The following is a 16,038-nucleotide window of genomic DNA, read 5'->3' as shown; positions in this document are numbered from 1 at the left end:
TTCGCATGACAGACACAATAGACCGACTGGCCGGCCTCGAACAGGGCGGCCCCACATTCACCACACGCCACGAGCGCGAAAAAGTCGCTCTGGCCACCCAGGCCTGCGAAGACCTGCTGCTGGGCAATCAGCTGGACAGCGATCTGACCCAGGCCGAGCGCCTGGTACTGGCGGCCGAGCAGGCCCGCGTCAGCGGCGTGAGCGTGCTGGAAGCCGAATATCGCGGCCGCGCCCAGGCCCTTGGCGACGCCATCACGCCCGAGCTGCGCTCCATCCTCGATCAGCCCGGCGCGCAGACCGGCAATGCACGCCTGGACGCCATGCTGCACTTTGTGCGCACGCTGGCCCTGAACCCAGCCCAGAGCGATCAGGCCGCGCTGCTGGCCATTCCTGCCGCCGGTCTGTCACTCAACGACACCGTTTTGCTGGCCCAGCTGATCGGCTTTGTTGCCTACCAAGCCCGCCTGCTGGCGGGTGTGAAGGCCATGGGCGATCTGGGCGGAGTGACCGAAGCGTCTGCCGCCCAGATCGCCGATGCCGCACCCTTTGTGCACCCCGCCAACCTGCCACCGCCCGGCGAGCCGCTGCGCCGCAACGGCTTTACCAGCGAGACGCTGGACTGGAAGGCCTGGCTGCAGGTGCTGGACCCGGACACCGCCACGCCCGAGCAGCAGCATGTGCTGGAAGTCAGCCACCCCAAGGCCAAGAGCATGGACTTCTACCTGGTGCTGGCCCGCCAGCCCCAGGTGCTGCTGGAACGCTCCCAGGCCTTCAACGCCATCATGTATGCGCCCGGCGGCCTGTCCCGCGCCGAGCGCGAAGTGGCGGCAACTGCCGTCTCTCGCTCCAACGGCTGCGTGTACTGCGCATCGGTGCACGCCCAGCGCTTCGAGCAGCTGGCCAAACGCAACGATGTGATGGCCCAGCTGTTTGACGAGCCCGACACCGCCGGCACCAATGCCCGCGAGCGCGCCATCATCCAGGCTTCGCTGGCACTGACGCGCACGCCCGGCAGCTTTGGCAAGCAGAATCTGCAGCCGCTGCGCGATGCAGGGCTGTCCGATCTGGAAATTCTGGACATGCTGCACTCGGCCGCACTGTTTGGCTGGGCCAATCGCCTGATGCTGAATCTGGGCGTGGAACTGTATTCCACCCCCTGAGCGGCCCCGCCGCTTCCCCCTCTCTGCTTCGCGGAGGGGGACGATGCCATCGCCGCGACGCGGCTCTTGCTCGGCATCGCTGATTTCAGGCCGCGCCAGCTTTGGGGGTGAATTTCTTTTTTGATAGCTGCTTACGCTGGTTAATTCATGACTTCAGAGTCAATTGAGTTTGAAAACCATTTAAATCAAGCGCTAGCAGCTATCAAATTTAAGGCTATTTGCCGGTAAACACCGTCAGCACGCCGGCCAGCTGATGCACATGCGCATCCATCAGCTGGGCCTCGGCCACCAGGCCGATCAGAGGCACCGGCCCCAGCGCATGGCGCAGCAGCTTGAGCTCGGCATCGGCGCCGCCAAACAGCTCGCTGCCGCGCCCCTTGCTGCTCACATAGATGGCACCGCGTATATGCTGCGGCACGGCCGCTTCGGCCATGGTTTCGGAGCCGGCATCGGCAAAGTCGGGCTGCAGCGCATCCTTGAGGGCCGCCCCCATCTGCATCAGCTCATGGCGGGCTGCGCTGCTCTGGCGCTGGCAGAAGATCACCGTATGCTCGGCTTCCACGGGCGACGACAGCGCAATGCCCTGGCGCACCGGGTCCAGCCCCACGATATGCAGCACCTGGGCCTCGTCGGTCAGCGCGCCGCGCTCCAGCCCCCGGCCCAGCGGGGCAATCGCCGCCTGGGTCTTGCGCAGCTGGGACAGCGCCGCCTGCCAGCCGCCGCCGGCGCTGGGACTGGCTTCCACATCCAGCATCTGCAGCAGTCGGGGCAAGGCGGGCTCGCCTTCGAGCTCCAGCACCACCGGGCCCCTGGCCTCGGTAATCGCAAGCCCCGTGTCCAAAGGCGCACAGCCCTGGGCTAGCCTGGAGGTGCAGGCCACGTCGGCATCGAAGGCCACCCCCGAAAAGCCGGCATGAAAAATGCCGACGCTGGCCTGGGCACGCAAGCGGGGCAGATCTTCGGCGCGGCAGGCAAACTGCACGCCCTGCTCGCTGCTGAGCGCCCCGAACAGATTTCCAGAGCTGATGCGCTCGGAAAGCTCCAGCAGCAGCTCCGCAAGATCGGGTTGATCGATGCTGGAGTGCACCAGGGCCGAATGCGCCTCGAATCCAGCTTCGGCGCCGCTTTGTGCCAGCGGCGCCACGCCGGAATAGACGCGGTAGTGGGCGGCGGGCAGGTCCAGCAACATGACCGCCAGCGAGGAGCTTTCGGAGTACTCATGCTCCATGGCCAATACGGCGTGGCCGGAGCTGCCCACCCAGTCGGTGACCTGAGGCAGCTCGCGCGCCAGCAGCGCCAGCAGTTGCTGCGCATGGGGCACCAGCCCCTGCGCGATATAGACCAGACCCAGCCGATGCGGCTGCAGTGACTGGCGCAGCAACTGCCCACGCAGCTGCAGCACGACTTGCTCAGTCGCAGCGCGCCAGTCTTCATGGCTGGCATGAGCGACGGGAAACAGTGACATAAGCCCTCCTGTTCTTGCTGGAGCGTGGATGCCTTGCAACCACGATTTTCCACCTTAGCGGGAAGGGATTGCTCAGGGCTTGCGCGAGGTAGCAGAGGTTTTGGCTGCAGTCTTTTTGGCGGCAGGCTGCTTGGAAGCAGTTTTTTTAGCGGCAGCCGTCTTGCTGGCTGCCGTTTTGGGTTGACCGGTCTTGGCCGCCGCCTTGCGTGCAGGCCCGGGCTCGGCTGCCGCGGCACTCTTTGCCGCACTTTTTGCTGCAGCTGCAGCGCCAAGGCCGCCTGCCTGTGCCATCACCTTTTCCATGGTGGACTTGGCAAAACCGCTGGCCATCTCGGTCGCGCGCTGGGCAGCGGCCAAGGTCTCGGGCGGAACGGGCTCTGCCATGGCCTTGGCCGCAATCTGCTGGAACTGCTGGGTCAGCGCTCCCCACCATTGCATGGCCTGGCTCAAGGCAGCCTGAGAAGGCAGCTCTGCCTGAGCCTTGGCATGGTTCTGCTCCTCTTGCGCCGCAGCCTGTGCTTCAGGCTCGGGCGCAGGGCTTGCCAGCGGCTCTGCAACCGCAGCCTTGGCCGTGGCCGTGGCACCTCCCATGGGCCAGCCGGTATTGCCGGTCGCAGCAGGATCTGCCTGAGCTGCACCGGGGAAAGGGAAGGACTTGGCCAGCTCGCTCATGCTGACATTCATGTCCTTGAGCGTGGACAGCGTCATGCGCTGCACTTCCAGCGCCTGGATGGTGGCAGCCAGGGCGCGGCTGTTTTGCTCCAGCCAGAACTGCACGGCTTTCAGCTCGGCAATGCGCTTGTCAACCTCTTCCACGCTTACGGTGGGAGCCACCCATTGCGGCACACGGCCCATGGGATTGGCCGCAGCGCCAGCGCTTTGCGCCAGCCCCTGCAGAAAATCAAAGCCGGGAATGAACTTGCCGAAACCAAATGCCGATGCGTCACCGCTCATAGTGCTCTCCACTGCAGGGATGGATACCAGAATCCGCATCCGGACAGGGCCGGATGCGGAACTAGCTTACTGCACTTGCGATGTTTGCTGCAAACAAGGGAGCAGGCAGCAGCCCTGGCTCAGGGCCTCAATGCTGATGCGCACCATGGCCCATGTGCTGGTGCCCAGCGCCGGCAGCCGCTGGGGCCGTCGCACGCACCGGCAATTGCAGGCTCAGGCGCGAGAGGGCCCCCTTGGCATCCTTGAACACCAGGGTCACGGGCACCTGGCTGTCCTTGACCAGCGGGGCCTTGAGCTGCTGCAGCATCAGGTGATAGCCGCCGGGCTTGAGATCCACGGCTACGCCCTGAGGCAGTTCCAGCGCCTCGATGGCGCGCATTCGCATCACGTCGCCCTCCATCTTCATCTCGTGCACCTCGGCCACGGCGGCGGCCGTGGTTTCCACACCGACGAGCTTGAGCGGCTCCTGGGCCGTCAGGCGCATAAAGGCCCCCGAAGCCTGCTGACCCGCCACGCTGGCGCGGGCCCAGGCATTTTCAACCTTGACATGGGCAGCATCGGCATGGGCCCAGGCGGCACCGGAAACCAGCAGCGAACCGACCAGCGAACCCAGGGCCATCACGGTAAAACGACGCATATTCATGAAACCATCTCCATTCAAATTCAGTCTGGACTTACGCAAACAAGAGTGCATCAAGATGGTCGCCTTGAAACGAAGCCCTTGCTTGAGCCTGATTTGCGTAAGTCGTATCAATCTCAAATCGATCTGAAGCGCTTGACCATCAAGCGCCTTCAGCTATGTTTTTCAGGGTTTCAAAGGGTGGCGCACGTACGGGCGGCAAGGTGGAGACAAAGGCTCTGTGCGCGACATTGGCCCAGGGCCGGGCATCGACAACGGCGCGGTGACTGCCCGGCTCTGGCTGCTGCGCGGGCGGCGGCGCCAGCAGCGGCAGGCACAGCGCGCAATCGAGTCCATGCGGGGTGGCGGCATCGTCGCTGGCCGGGCTGGGCACCCAGTGGGTGCTGCCGCTGGCCGTGCACACGGCCTCCCAGCCGGCAGGCGGCGTGGCACGGGCCCAGGGCGTGAGCATGCTGACCAGCAGCACGCAGAACCATGCGCCCAGCACCCGGCGCGCCAGCAGAGCTGCCGGTCGGTGCCGAGGATGGAATGAGCGCCATTGCATGCAGCGATTGTAGAAGCCGGCCCGCTCCGCTATCCGGTTGGCGACGCACGGCTTGCGTCACTTGCCTCTACGATACCTGGCCACGTATGCCTATTCACAACCACCGATCAGGAGACAAGCATGCTGACTTTATGCGGATTTTCGGCCAGCAACTACTACAACAAGGTCAAGCTGGCCTTGATGGAAAAGCAGATTCCCTTCGCCGAGGAGCTGGCCTGGCTGGGCAGCACCAACCACGAGGAATCACCGCTGGGCAAAGTCCCCTATCTGCGCACCCAGCATGGCGCCATCAGCGAGTCCGACGCCATCATCGAATATGTGGAAACACTGTCCAACAAGGTGCCGCTGTTGCCCGCAGACCCGTTTGCCGCGGCCAAGGTGCGTGAGCTTTGCGTCTATCTGAACCTGCACCTGGAGCTGGTGGCGCGCAACCTCTATCCCCAGGCCTTCTTCGGCGGCAAGATCAGTGACGGCGCGCGCGACAAGACGCTGGAGCAGCTGAAAAAGAACATTGCGGCCTTTGCCAAGCTGGCCCGCTTCGATACCCCGTTCATCGCGGGCGACAGCTTCACGCTGGCCGACTGCAGCGCCATCGTGCACCTGCCCCTGGTCAGCAGCGCCAGCAAGATCCTGGGCGGCAGCGATTTGCTGGCCGAGCTGCCGGTGCGCGACTATCTGGCGCGCATGAGCGAGCGCCCCACGGTGCAGAAGGTCAACGCCGACCGCAAGAGCAATACCGAAGAGCTGATGGCACGCATACAGGCCAAGGCTGCGCGCTGAAGCGTGCCGGGTACGGGCTCGGTGATGCTACGCTTGGCCCCATCATGCAAAGCGCTTTTCATCTCGCCTACCACGTGACCGATCTCGACCAGGCCCGCCGTTTCTACGGCGGCGTGCTGGGCTGCCGCGAGGGCCGCAGCACCGACACCTGGGTCGATTTCGACTTCTTCGGCCACCAGATCTCCCTGCACCTGGGCCAGCCCTTTGCCGTGAGCAACACCGGCAAGGTCGGCAACCATATGGTGCCCATGCCCCACCTGGGCGTGATCCTGCTCAAGCCCGACTGGCTGGCCCTGGCCGAACGCCTCAAAGCCGCTGGCACGGCCTTCATCCTGGAGCCGCAGGTGCGCTTCGAGGGCGAGCCCGGCGAACAGTGGACGATGTTCTTCACCGACCCCTGCGGCAACCCGATCGAGGTCAAGGGATTTGCCAACTGGGAAGCGGTTTACGAGCACTAAGCCTCCTGAGCCGCTTCGCGTTCTGCCCCAAAGGCGGACGACGACCTTGGCTTCAGGGCGGCCCTTGCTGGCCGTCTCGCGCCTGGACTGCGCCAGTGCCACAGGCTCATCACTTCGAGCAAGGCCAAATGGGAAACCTGTACAGCACGACTCACGCAAAACAGGTTCAGGCAGGAAGACTGCCTCAGAAAGCAAGCCGTTGTTGCATTCTTGTTTGCGTGAGTCCTATACAGCTTGAGCGAGATCAGTCGCGGTAGCGGCTATCAAAACAGAATCTCCCCCATAAGCTACTGAGCACGTTCCATGAACCCCAGCAAACCGCTGCTGCGCTGCGTGGGACTGCCCATCGCCGACACCAGCAGGCCGGGAACTTCGGCCCACAGCGAGAACGCCTTGCGCGCCCGCGTGATGCCGGTATAGACCAGCTCGCGGCTGAGCACATTGCCGCCCTGCGCGGCCAGCACCAAAGCCGTGTGCTCGAACTCCGAACCCTGGCTCTTGTGCACCGTCATGGCAAATGCGGTTTCCACATGGGCCAGGCGCGCCGTGCTGACATGGTGCAGTTGCTCGCCCTGCATGAAGTACACGCGCAGCCGCGCCGGGTCGGCAAAGCTGGGCAAGGCCATGCCGATGTCGCCATTGAACACGCCCAGCTGTGCATCGTTGCGGGTGATCATCACCGGACGGCCCATATACCACTCGCCCTCCTTGCGAATGACGCCCATGGCCTGCAAGGCCTGCTCCACCGCGCGGTTCAGGCCCGCCACGCCCCACGCGCCATCGCGCACGGCGCACAGCAGGCGGTAGCGGTCAAAGGCAGCAAGCACGGCCCTCACCCATTGCCAGTGCTCGGCCTCGGAGGCAAAGCCGCGCCCCTTGCCCTGACCATGTCTTTGCAGCACCTGGGCGTAGGCGGCATAGCTGGCCATGCCGCCGCGGCCTTGCACGGCGCTGCGTACCACGGCATCGACGTCACCGCCTTCGCGCGCCCAGAGTTCGGCTTGCAGGCCGGCCTGGGTTTGCGTGCGCAGCAGCGCCGTGGCAGCCGGTGCATCGCCGGCATTCACGGCCTGTGCCAGCTGACCGATAGGGCCGCCAAAGCGACGGCTCTCGCGCAGCATGACGGTGTGCTGGGCCAGCGGCAAGGCCCTGGCCGGCGCCAGGTACTGCGCAGGCAGGGACTGGCCCGTCACACGCTCGGCATAGGCAGCGGTGTCCGGCGCGTAATTGCCCCGCTGCGCATCGCGGCACAGATCGCCCAGCACGGCACCGGCCTCCACCGAGGCGAGCTGATCCTTGTCGCCCAGCAAAATCAGGCGCGCCGTGGGCGGCAGGGCCTGCAGCAACGCGGCCATCATCTCGAGGTGGATCATGGAGGCCTCATCGACAATGAGCACATCGACATCCAGCGGATTGCCTGCATGGTGGGCAAAGCGCCGCGTGTCAGGCCTGGCCCCCAGCAGCGAATGCAGGGTGCGTGCCGCCCCCATGCGTTTGACCAGCGCTTCCAGATCCAGCTCGCGGCCCACGGCCTCCTTGAGCTCCAGCAGCGAGCTGTCGATGGACTGCTTGAGCCGCGCCGCCGCCTTGCCGGTTGGCGCAGCCAGCGCGACGCGCAGCTGGGCGGCATCCGGCGCCGTGGCAAACAGCAGCGCCAGCAGACGGGCAGCGGTATAGGTCTTGCCCGTGCCCGGCCCGCCGGTGATGACGGACATGCGCCCCCGCAGCGCCAGCGCGCAAGCCAGCTTTTGCCAGTCCACCGCATTCGCGGCATCGGCGGGCGCGGCGAAAAGCCGCCCCAGCCAGTCGCGGACCCCGGGCTCGTCAAGCGCCACCGCATCAGCCGCCGTGCGCTCGGTGATGTGTGCGGCCACGCTGCGTTCATAGTCCCAGTAGCGGCGCAGATACAGCAAGGGCGCAGCGCCGTCCAGCAGCACCAGCGGCTGACCTCGGTCTGCCGCTACCGCTCCCGGTTGCACGACACGCACCACGGGGCTGCGGCGCAGGGCCTGCAGCCAGTCAGCGAGCCGGTCTGGCAATTGCCCCCATAGCGATTGCTGCAGGCGCTCGGCTTCCTTAGGCCAGGCGAGAACCTGATTGGGATCGCCAGCCAGTGCCTTCAAGGGCAGACAGCTGTGGCCGCGCCCCTCCATCTGCGCCAGCACGGCGGTGGCTACCAGCAGCGCAGGCCCGGCCTCGGCGTCCTGCGCGGCGACAAAGGCCGCCAGTGCGCTGTCCAGGCGGCGCAGCAGACCCGCATCGGCCAGTCGCTCCAGCGCGGCCAGCCAATCCGTGGTGCTCAGAGCAATTGAGTCGCCATCCACGGGGGCTGCAAACAGGTCCAGCGTCTGCAGATCGGCTTTGCGGCGGCCCTTCATGGCTGCACCTCCTTCGATGCTTGCTCGCAGTCGCCGAGCAGCGCCTCAAGCCCGTCCAGCAGCGCCAGCGGCGGCTTGAGCACATGCATGCCGGCGGCCTCGCCGTCGAGACCGCGCAGGAAGAAATAGAGCGCGCCACCCAACTGTTCGCGGGGATCGTAAGCCGCGCCCAGCCGGCTTTGCAGCAGGCGGTGCAGAGCCAGCAGATACAGCGCAGCCTGCACGTCATAACGGTGCTCGAGCATGGCCTGCTCCAGCGCCTGAGGGGTGTAGGCAGCGCCGTCCTGGCCCAGGTGGTTGGTCTTGTAGTCCAGCACCCAGTAGCGGCCGCCATGGTGAAACACCAGGTCGGCAAAGCCCATCAGCATGCCGTGCAGCTCGCGCTCGGGCAGCGCCGGGCGCGGCTGGCCGGCAAGGATGTGCCGGCGGCACAGCGCGTCGATGCGCGGCGCCGAAAGGCGCCGCGCCGGCAGCCAGAACTCCATCTCGGGCAAGAGTGCATCACCTTGGCCCAGCTGTGACAGCGAGACACCGAGCGGCGCCAGCGGCTGGTGCACCACGGCGCGCAGCCACTGCAGCACATCGGCTGCCTGCTCCTTGCGGCCTGCGCGCTCGCAGCGGCGCAGCAGGCGGGCCGCCAGGGGTTCACTGTTGTCGGGATCATCCTCGGGCTGCAGCGCAAAGTCCTCTGCGGCCAGCCATTCCAGCTGGTCGTGCAAGAAATTGCCCACCACCGGGCCGCGCATGAAGCGGTGCCACACCGCAGCATCGCTGCGCGCGCCGGCGGCGAATCGGGTCAAGGTGGGCAGGGCAGTCATGACGTCGTTGATGACGCCCAGGTCCAGCGCAGCTTCACCCGCCTCCTGGGCCTGCAGCGCACGCTCGTCCTCGGCGGGGCTTTGTGCGGCCACCGGCAGGACCGGCAGGCTGGGTGCGGCCATGGCGCGGGTCAGCGACGAAAAGCTGCCAATGCCCCAGCGGCGGTCGAACTGCGCCTCGTACACGGGCGCAGCGGCCAGGGCGGGCAAGGCCTGCGCGGGAACATAGCGTGTGGGCACGGGCAGTTCGGCCGGCAGATCCACCACGGCGATCTGCGTGCAACGCTGGCTCAGAGCCTGGATGCTGGCGCGCCAGCTGGCTGCGGCCTGCGAAACATCTCCGGCCAGCAGATAGCCCGCCGCACCCTGTTCGTTCGCACAGTTTTTGCTGTTGCCACGCTTCATGGGGGCCAGCCCCATCCACAGCGCATGGCGCGCTCGGGTCAGCGCCACGTACAGCAGGCGCAGATCCTCGCGCAGGCGCTCCTTGTCGGCCTGCGCCAGCTGCGCATCGTCATAGTCCAGCACCAGCTCGCGCGCGGGTGCGCCATCGATCTGCACGGGCAGCGAAAGATAGGCCGCCTTGCCGTCCACAGGCCGGAAGCTGCCGCCAAACGGCAGGCAGACCAGCGGGTACTCCAGCCCCTTGCTCTTGTGCACGGTGACAACCTTGACCAGATCGGCATCCGACTCCAGCCGCACGATCTGCGCATCACCGGCCGCGCCCGGGTTCTCGATCTGGGTGGCCAGCCAGCGGATCAGCGCCTGCTCGCCCTCCAGCTGGGCACTGGCGCCCTGCAGCAGCTCGGCCAGGTGCAGATAGTTGGTCAGACGGCGCTCGCCGCCCATGTCCTGCAGCCAACGCGCCGGCAATTCAAAGCGGTACAGCGTCTGGCGCAGCATGGCCAGCACGCCCAGGCGCAGCCAGAGACTGTGCAGCTCCTTGAGCAGCTCGCTGCGCGCATCGAAGGCCTCGTCATCGCTGGCCAGCCAGGCCAGTTCGTCAAACGACAGACCCATCATGGGCGTGGCCAGACCGGCGCGCACGGCCAGACCGTCCAGAGGCGCTGCCACGGCACGCAGCCACAGCAGCAGGTCTTGCGCCTCTCCGCTGGCGAAGACCGAGTCCTGATCGGACAGATAGACAGAGGCCACGTTGCGCCGCGCCAGCGCACGGCGCACGGCAGCCGCCTCCTTGCCCGTGCGCACCAGCACCGCGATATCGGCCGTGCGCAGGCGCTGCAGCGGCTGGCCGGTTTCGGCAAAGCCCGTGGCACCGTCCATCAGCCACTGCACGATCTGGCTGGCGCAGAACTCCGCCCCACGGCGGCGGATGTCGTCATTGCTCAGCGGCTCATCGCTGCTGCCATCCCAGGCAATGGTCAGCGCGGCCATACGCTGGCTGCCTTGCATCAGCAACTCCTTGCGGCCATTGGCCTTGACGCTCTCGAACGGCAGCGGATTGCTCTGCCCGGCGCGGAACATGAACGCGCCCTCGCCATCGCGCGCTTCAGCCTGCACAAACCATTGGTTGACCGCATCGACCAGCGCCTCTGTGGAGCGGAAATTGGTGTCCAGCACATAGTGGCGGCCCTCGGTCGCCTGCCGTGCCTGCAGATAGCTGTAGATGTCCGCACCGCGAAAGCCGTAGATGGACTGCTTGGGGTCGCCGATCAGCAGCAGCGCACTGCCCGCGCTGTTGTCTGCCGTGCGGTAGATCTGGTCGAACAGCCGGTATTGCAGCGGCGAGGTGTCCTGAAATTCGTCAATCAACGCCACCGGGTACTGGGCCAGAATGCTGGCTTGCAGTGCGGGGCCGTTGTCGCCGGCGAGAGCCGCATCCAGGCGCTGCAACATATCGGCAAAGCCAAAGGTGCCAGCCTGGCGCTTGAGCCACAGCAGGCGCTGCTGCACATGGACGGCCGCATGCAGGCGCAGCGCCACATGCAGGGAAGGCAGCTGCGTCAGCGCCTGCAGCAGTTGCTCCAGCTCGGCAAACTCGACAGGCAGCAGCAAGTCCATGGTCGAGCCCTTGAAGGCCTCAGCCATGCCCTCGGGACTGAGTCGCTTGCGCGCGGAGTCGCTGAGCTCCAGCTGCCGGTTGTGCGGCTCCTGCGCCCAGGCCGTCAGGTTGGCAAACCAGCCCTGGTAGTAGCGCGCCTGCAGCTTGCGTTTGTCCCAGAGTGCTGCGCGGCCATCGAGTTCAGCGTCGATCCAGCGCTGCATGCGCTCGGCTTTGGCCTGCCAATCTGCAGACAGCGCTTGCAACTGCTGCGCGCGTTCGGCCTGTGTCCGCGCAATGCATTCACCCAAGGTCCCGGCGCCTGCCGCAGCGGGCACGCTTTCCCGCAGCAGCGACTGCATATCCTTGACCAGGGCCTGCACATCGGGCCAGACCTGCAGCGCCGCCTCCAGCACCTCGCCCGACAGCGGGTAGCACTGCTGGCGCCAGTAATCCTGTGCAGCCTCGGTCTGACGCTGGCTTTCATCGGCCTCCAGCGTTTCATCAAACAGATTGCCGCTGTCGAACGCATGCTCGCGCAGCATGCGCTGGCACCAGGCGTCTATGGTGTGGATGGCGGCGTCATCCATGCACTGCGCAGCCATGTCCAGTCGCCAGGCAGCGGCGTTGCGCTGCACGCCTTCGGCATAGGCATCGCGCAGGTCGCGCAAGAAGCGGTCGTGCGCCGCCGGTTCGGCCTCGCCGCGAAAGCACTGCACGGCCTCGATCAGGCGTGCACGAATGCGGTCCGACAGCTCCCGCGTGGCGGCCCGCGTGAAGGTCATGACCAGGATGTCGGGCGGCATCAAGGGCCTGGCAAAACCGTTCTCGGCGCCATGGCCCAGCACCAGCCGCAGATAGAGTGCGGCAATGGTCCAGGTCTTGCCTGTGCCCGCGCTGGCTTCGATCAGGCGCGAGCCCCAGAGCGGGAAATGCAGGGGCTGCAGCGCCTGGCTGCCGGGCTTCATGGGGTTGGCGGGCGTGCTCATGCCGGCTCTCCTGGTTGTTCGTTCTGGTCTGCGCAATGCATCAAGGGCAGATCCTCGGTCTGCACCTGCTCAGCCAGCCAGTCATGCAGCGGGCCATAGACCTGCTTGGCCAAGACGTGGAAGCGCAGATCGGCCGTCAGCGCCTCCCAGTCGGGGTAGCAGCGCGCCCAGCTGGAGTCTTCGCATTCGCCGGCCTGCATGTAGCCGCCCTCGTAGGCCTGTGCGGCGGCGCTCAGATCATCACGACCGGCGGCGATGGCGCTTTTGAGAGGCAGCGGCAAGGGCTCGTTCTGGCCCGCCAGCCACAGCTGCATCAAGGCTTGCAAGCGCGCCGCAGCCACTTCCGGCTCCAGCGGCTGCACCCAGACCAGGGTGTCGCGTGCGATCACGCCCATCAGCGTGTCGGTGCCCCTGCTTGAAAGCGCCAGACAGCGCACATAAATGGGCAGCAGCTTGTGGGCCTGAAGCTCGCCTTTCTTGTTCAGCAGCGTGCGCGGCTCCAGTGCGAACCAGCAACGGCTGAAGCCTGCATCCGAAGACTGCTCTTCACGCTCCTGCAAGCCGTCCATCCAGTCATCCAGCGTGACCGCACCGGAGCGCAGCAGCAAACGCTCACGCGGCGCCGCATGGGGCCATAGCCGCATCTGCTGCTGCCAGGCCAGCAACGACGGCGTGGCCTGGGCCTGCAAGGCCTCGGCCTCGCGCCTGCCAAGACCTGCCAGCGGCAGCACACCGGCACGCCCCAGGCGCTGCACCTGGCGCTGCACCTGCAGGCCCACATCCAGCGCCGCATCATGCGCCAGCTGCGTGCGCACGCCTTGCTGCAGTTGCTGAATCAGGCCATAGGCGGTCAGGCCATCGACGCTGAAAAGCTCGTCGTCCTCCAGCAACTCCTCGTCCTGTTCAAAGCGAACCTGCAGACGGTTGCGCAGAAAGCTGCGTGCGGGATGGCGCAGAAATTCCGTCAGGCGCGACAGCGTCAGCGGCACTTCGGGGTCGGGCTCGAACGCGGCCACGACCGGCAACGCCTGCGCTGCCTGCTCTTCATGCGCGCCATACCATTCGCGCGCGAAGGTCGACAGGCCCGAAGCCTGTTCGAAATAGCGGCGGCTGAAGGGCTGCAAGGGATGCTGGCGGGTACGCTGGGCCAGCAGCAGATCTCCGCGCTCGCTGGCGCCAAGGCCTGCGCTGCCTTCGCCCTGCCAGCCCTGGCGCAGATAGTCGCGTAGCTGCGAGACCAGCACCGAGGGCGGCTGCTCGCTGTTGTCGCGCACATTGCGACCAGCCCAGCTGATATAGAGCTTGCTGCGGGCCGACAGCAAGGCATCCAGCATCAGCTGACGGTCATCGTCGCGGCGCGCGCGGTCGCCGGGACGCTGCTGGCCGGGCAGGGCCATCAGATCGAAGTCCACGCGCGTGGCGCGGCGCGGGTAGTCGCCATCGTTCATGCCCAGCAGACACACCACGTCGAAGGGAATGGCGCGCATCGGCATCAGCGTGCAAAAAGTCACGCCGCCGGCGCGAAAGCGCTGGTTGAGCGCGGGCTCGGACAGAGCCTGCAACCAGGCCGCCTGCGCCACTTCCAGCGGAATGAGGGCCTCGAAGCCCGCTTGCTCGCAGGCAGCCTGCCAGCCGACCAGGGCCGTATCGAGTGCGGCGCACAAGGCCTGGTCTTCATCGCCCTGCGCGACAAAGAAATCATCGAGCAAGGCACGAAAGCGCTGCGCCCAGACCTGGGGGGCCGCCGCCTCGCCAGCGGTTTGCCACCATTGCAGCATGCGCCCCAGCAAGCTGGCCAGCGATCCGGCCAGCTCGGCCGTCAGGCCGCCCACTTCGTCATAGGGCTCCATGCCGGCAAAAGCCTGTGTCTCGTCGAAGGGGGCCTGCAGCGCCGGCCCGCTGGCATAGCCCAGCAGCATGCGGCGCAGGCCGAACCAGGCGCTGTTGGGATCACCGCAGGCCGCCAGGCCCAGTTGGGCGCGCTGTGCATGGTTGAGTCCCCAGCGAATGCCCGCGCCGGCCATCCAGTGCGTGAGCTGGGGCAGATCGTCGGCCGCCAGGCCCACGCGCGCCGCCACGGCGGGCACATCGAGCAGATCGCACAACTCGCTCAGGCGGCAGCGCTGCTGCGGCAGCTTGAGCAGCCATTGCAGCGCAGTCACCAGCGGGCTGCTGGCGCGCGCGCCCACGTCGGCAATGTCAAACGGAATATGGCGCGCATCGTGGCGGCCGTACTGGCCGAACACGGCGCGGATGGCGGGTGCCGCCTCTTCGATCGACGGCAGCATGACCACCACCTCGCGCGGCGCCGGCGCTGGGCGGCCCGCAGCGGCAGGCTCGGCCAGCCATTGCAGCAGCTGGTCGTGCAGCACTTCGAGCTCGCGCACCAGGCCATGGGCCTTGTGAAAGACGATGGACTGGTCGGCCGCCTCGATCTCGACCGCAGGGTGCTCCGACATGGGCACCAGATCGCGAATGCGCTGCTGCACCTGGCTCAGCAGCGGAGCATCGATCAGCTCGTCCGCGTCGGCCTCGTCATACACATCCACACGCGGCCAGCCCCATTGCACGGCGGTGTCGCCCGTGGTGTCGAAGGCATCGAGCTGGCGCACATAGTCGCGGCTCTGCCGTCCCCATGCCGCCAGCAGCGGATGGGCATGGGCGTGCATGGCCGCCAGCGGAATCTGCGCCAGGTCCTTGCCGCCCTTGTCTGCATGGCGGCGGCGCTGCTGGCGCAGCAGCTCGCGCCCGTCGATGGCATCGGCCCAGTGAAAGCGGCAGGGGTTGGGAACGGCAATCAGCACCTGGCTGTGCTGGGCAATGCCGCTCAAAAACTGCATCAGCGACAGAGGCATCTGGCTCATGCCGAACACCACCACGCGGCGCGCCAGCGGGGTGACCGGCGGCTGGCCGCTTCGCAGCGCGTCCAGAATCCGTGCCAGCAAGGCCGGACGGGTGGCGGCACGCTCCTGTTCATCGAGCTCGGCCAGCACCTTGCGCCACAGCTGGGGCTGCCAGAGTTGCCCTTCGGGCACGGGCGCATCGGGGCGGCCCTCTGTACGCAGCACATCCTCGCCCTGCTCCCAGGCGGCCAGCCAGTCGGCGCGGTAGATCTGATACTGGTCAAACAGGTCGGCCAGCTTCTCGGCCAGCTGCAGCAGGCGCTGCGGCTCGCCGGGGCGCAGAAAGTTGGCAATGGGCGCAAACGCAGGCTCGCCAAGACACTGCGGCAGCAGGCGCATCAGGCGCCAGATCATGGGAGTCTTGTCCAGCGGCGATTCACGCGGCACCTCATGCCTGCCCAGAATCTGGCGGTAGCTGCGCCAGACAAAGCGCGCCGGCAGCTCGACCTGTGCAGCGGCGCACACGCCCTGCTGCTCGGCCATGCGCATCTTGAACCACTCGGCCATGCCGTTGCTTTGCACCAGCACGATCTCGGGCTCCAGCGCCTGCAAGGGATGCGCCGCCAGCCAGGCCAGCACGGTATCGGCCAGTGCCTCGGTCTGGTTGCCGTGAATGGCGATCAGGCCCGGCTGCCAGTTCGCTGCCGGTTGCGACGCCCTTGATTGCTGCTCTGCTGTCACACGCGCTCCTGTGCCTGTCTGTGCACGATGAAAGCTGCAAGCTTAACGGCAGCATGCAAGCGCTATCAAATGAAAAGCTGGTTGCGCTCACCCACAAAGCAAACTGGAGCTGAAACACCTTGAAATCAAGCCAAAGCAAGCGCAAGCCGCTCTGCTTTTTGTTGCCCACGGCCCATTGCCGACATTCGAGGCGGCAATGAGAAAAGCCCTGGATCATTGCTGATCCAGGGCTTTCAATCTGGTGGCCTGGGACGGAATCGAACCGC

At 66.3% G+C, this 16,038-nt stretch carries 10 protein-coding genes; 3 read left to right on the top strand and 7 right to left on the bottom strand.

The features are described from left to right. Window positions 1-5 precede the first annotated feature (5 nt). Window positions 6-1,160 (top strand): CMD domain-containing protein, encoded by a 1,155-nt coding sequence (locus tag P353_RS28125; protein ID WP_080750533.1) that lies wholly within the window; start codon window positions 6-8, stop codon window positions 1,158-1,160. 214 nt (window positions 1,161-1,374) lie between these two features. On the opposite strand, the gene P353_RS13345 is transcribed toward P353_RS28125, so the two are convergent. From P353_RS13345 to P353_RS13330, 4 genes are all read right to left on the bottom strand, one after another. Next, entirely contained in the window at window positions 1,375-2,625 is a 1,251-nt protein-coding gene (locus P353_RS13345; RefSeq protein ID WP_034370054.1) for an FIST signal transduction protein, read from the bottom strand. Between the two features lie 72 nt (window positions 2,626-2,697). Then, window positions 2,698-3,579, bottom strand: coding sequence for a PhaM family polyhydroxyalkanoate granule multifunctional regulatory protein (locus P353_RS13340; protein ID WP_034370052.1), 882 nt, complete (start codon window positions 3,577-3,579; stop codon window positions 2,698-2,700). A gap of 127 nt (window positions 3,580-3,706) precedes the next feature. Beyond that, window positions 3,707-4,222 carry a copper chaperone PCu(A)C gene (locus tag P353_RS13335; protein WP_034370050.1) on the bottom strand — a complete coding sequence of 172 codons (516 nt, stop codon included), beginning with the start codon at window positions 4,220-4,222 and terminating at the stop codon, window positions 3,707-3,709. A gap of 139 nt (window positions 4,223-4,361) precedes the next feature. After that, complete coding sequence (locus P353_RS13330) at window positions 4,362-4,763, bottom strand: hypothetical protein (RefSeq protein WP_034370048.1); 402 nt, start codon at window positions 4,761-4,763, stop codon at window positions 4,362-4,364. Window positions 4,764-4,883: 120 nt separating this feature from the next. On the opposite strand from P353_RS13330, the gene P353_RS13325 reads away from it, so the two are divergent. Both P353_RS13325 and P353_RS13320 read left to right on the top strand, forming a co-directional pair. Further along, window positions 4,884-5,543, top strand: coding sequence for a glutathione S-transferase (locus tag P353_RS13325; protein WP_034370046.1), 660 nt, complete (start codon window positions 4,884-4,886; stop codon window positions 5,541-5,543). A gap of 44 nt (window positions 5,544-5,587) precedes the next feature. Further along, window positions 5,588-6,001: a VOC family protein gene (locus P353_RS13320; RefSeq protein WP_034352961.1), complete on the top strand. Its 414-nt coding sequence runs from the start codon at window positions 5,588-5,590 to the stop codon at window positions 5,999-6,001. Between the two features lie 287 nt (window positions 6,002-6,288). Here the strand turns inward: P353_RS13320 and recD are convergent, their stop codons facing one another. The 3 genes from recD to recC are packed head-to-tail and all read right to left on the bottom strand — an operon-like array spanning window position 6,289 to window position 15,772. Next, window positions 6,289-8,379 (bottom strand): exodeoxyribonuclease V subunit alpha, encoded by a 2,091-nt coding sequence (gene recD, locus P353_RS13315; protein WP_034370044.1) that lies wholly within the window; start codon window positions 8,377-8,379, stop codon window positions 6,289-6,291. After that, window positions 8,376-12,188 carry an exodeoxyribonuclease V subunit beta gene (recB, locus tag P353_RS13310; protein WP_034370042.1) on the bottom strand — a complete coding sequence of 1,271 codons (3,813 nt, stop codon included), beginning with the start codon at window positions 12,186-12,188 and terminating at the stop codon, window positions 8,376-8,378. The genes recD and recB overlap by 4 nt, the downstream gene beginning before the upstream one ends. Continuing rightward, window positions 12,185-15,772 (bottom strand): exodeoxyribonuclease V subunit gamma, encoded by a 3,588-nt coding sequence (gene recC, locus P353_RS13305; RefSeq protein ID WP_034370040.1) that lies wholly within the window; start codon window positions 15,770-15,772, stop codon window positions 12,185-12,187. Before recC ends, recB begins: the two co-directional genes overlap by 4 nt. Window positions 15,773-16,038 lie beyond the last annotated feature (266 nt).

The sequence above is a fragment of the Comamonas testosteroni genome (assembly GCF_000761245.1).
In the GTDB taxonomy this organism is placed as follows: domain Bacteria; phylum Pseudomonadota; class Gammaproteobacteria; order Burkholderiales; family Burkholderiaceae_C; genus Comamonas; species Comamonas testosteroni_C.
Note: the sequence above shows the minus strand (reverse complement) of the source record. Positions and strands in the feature narration are given on the sequence as shown.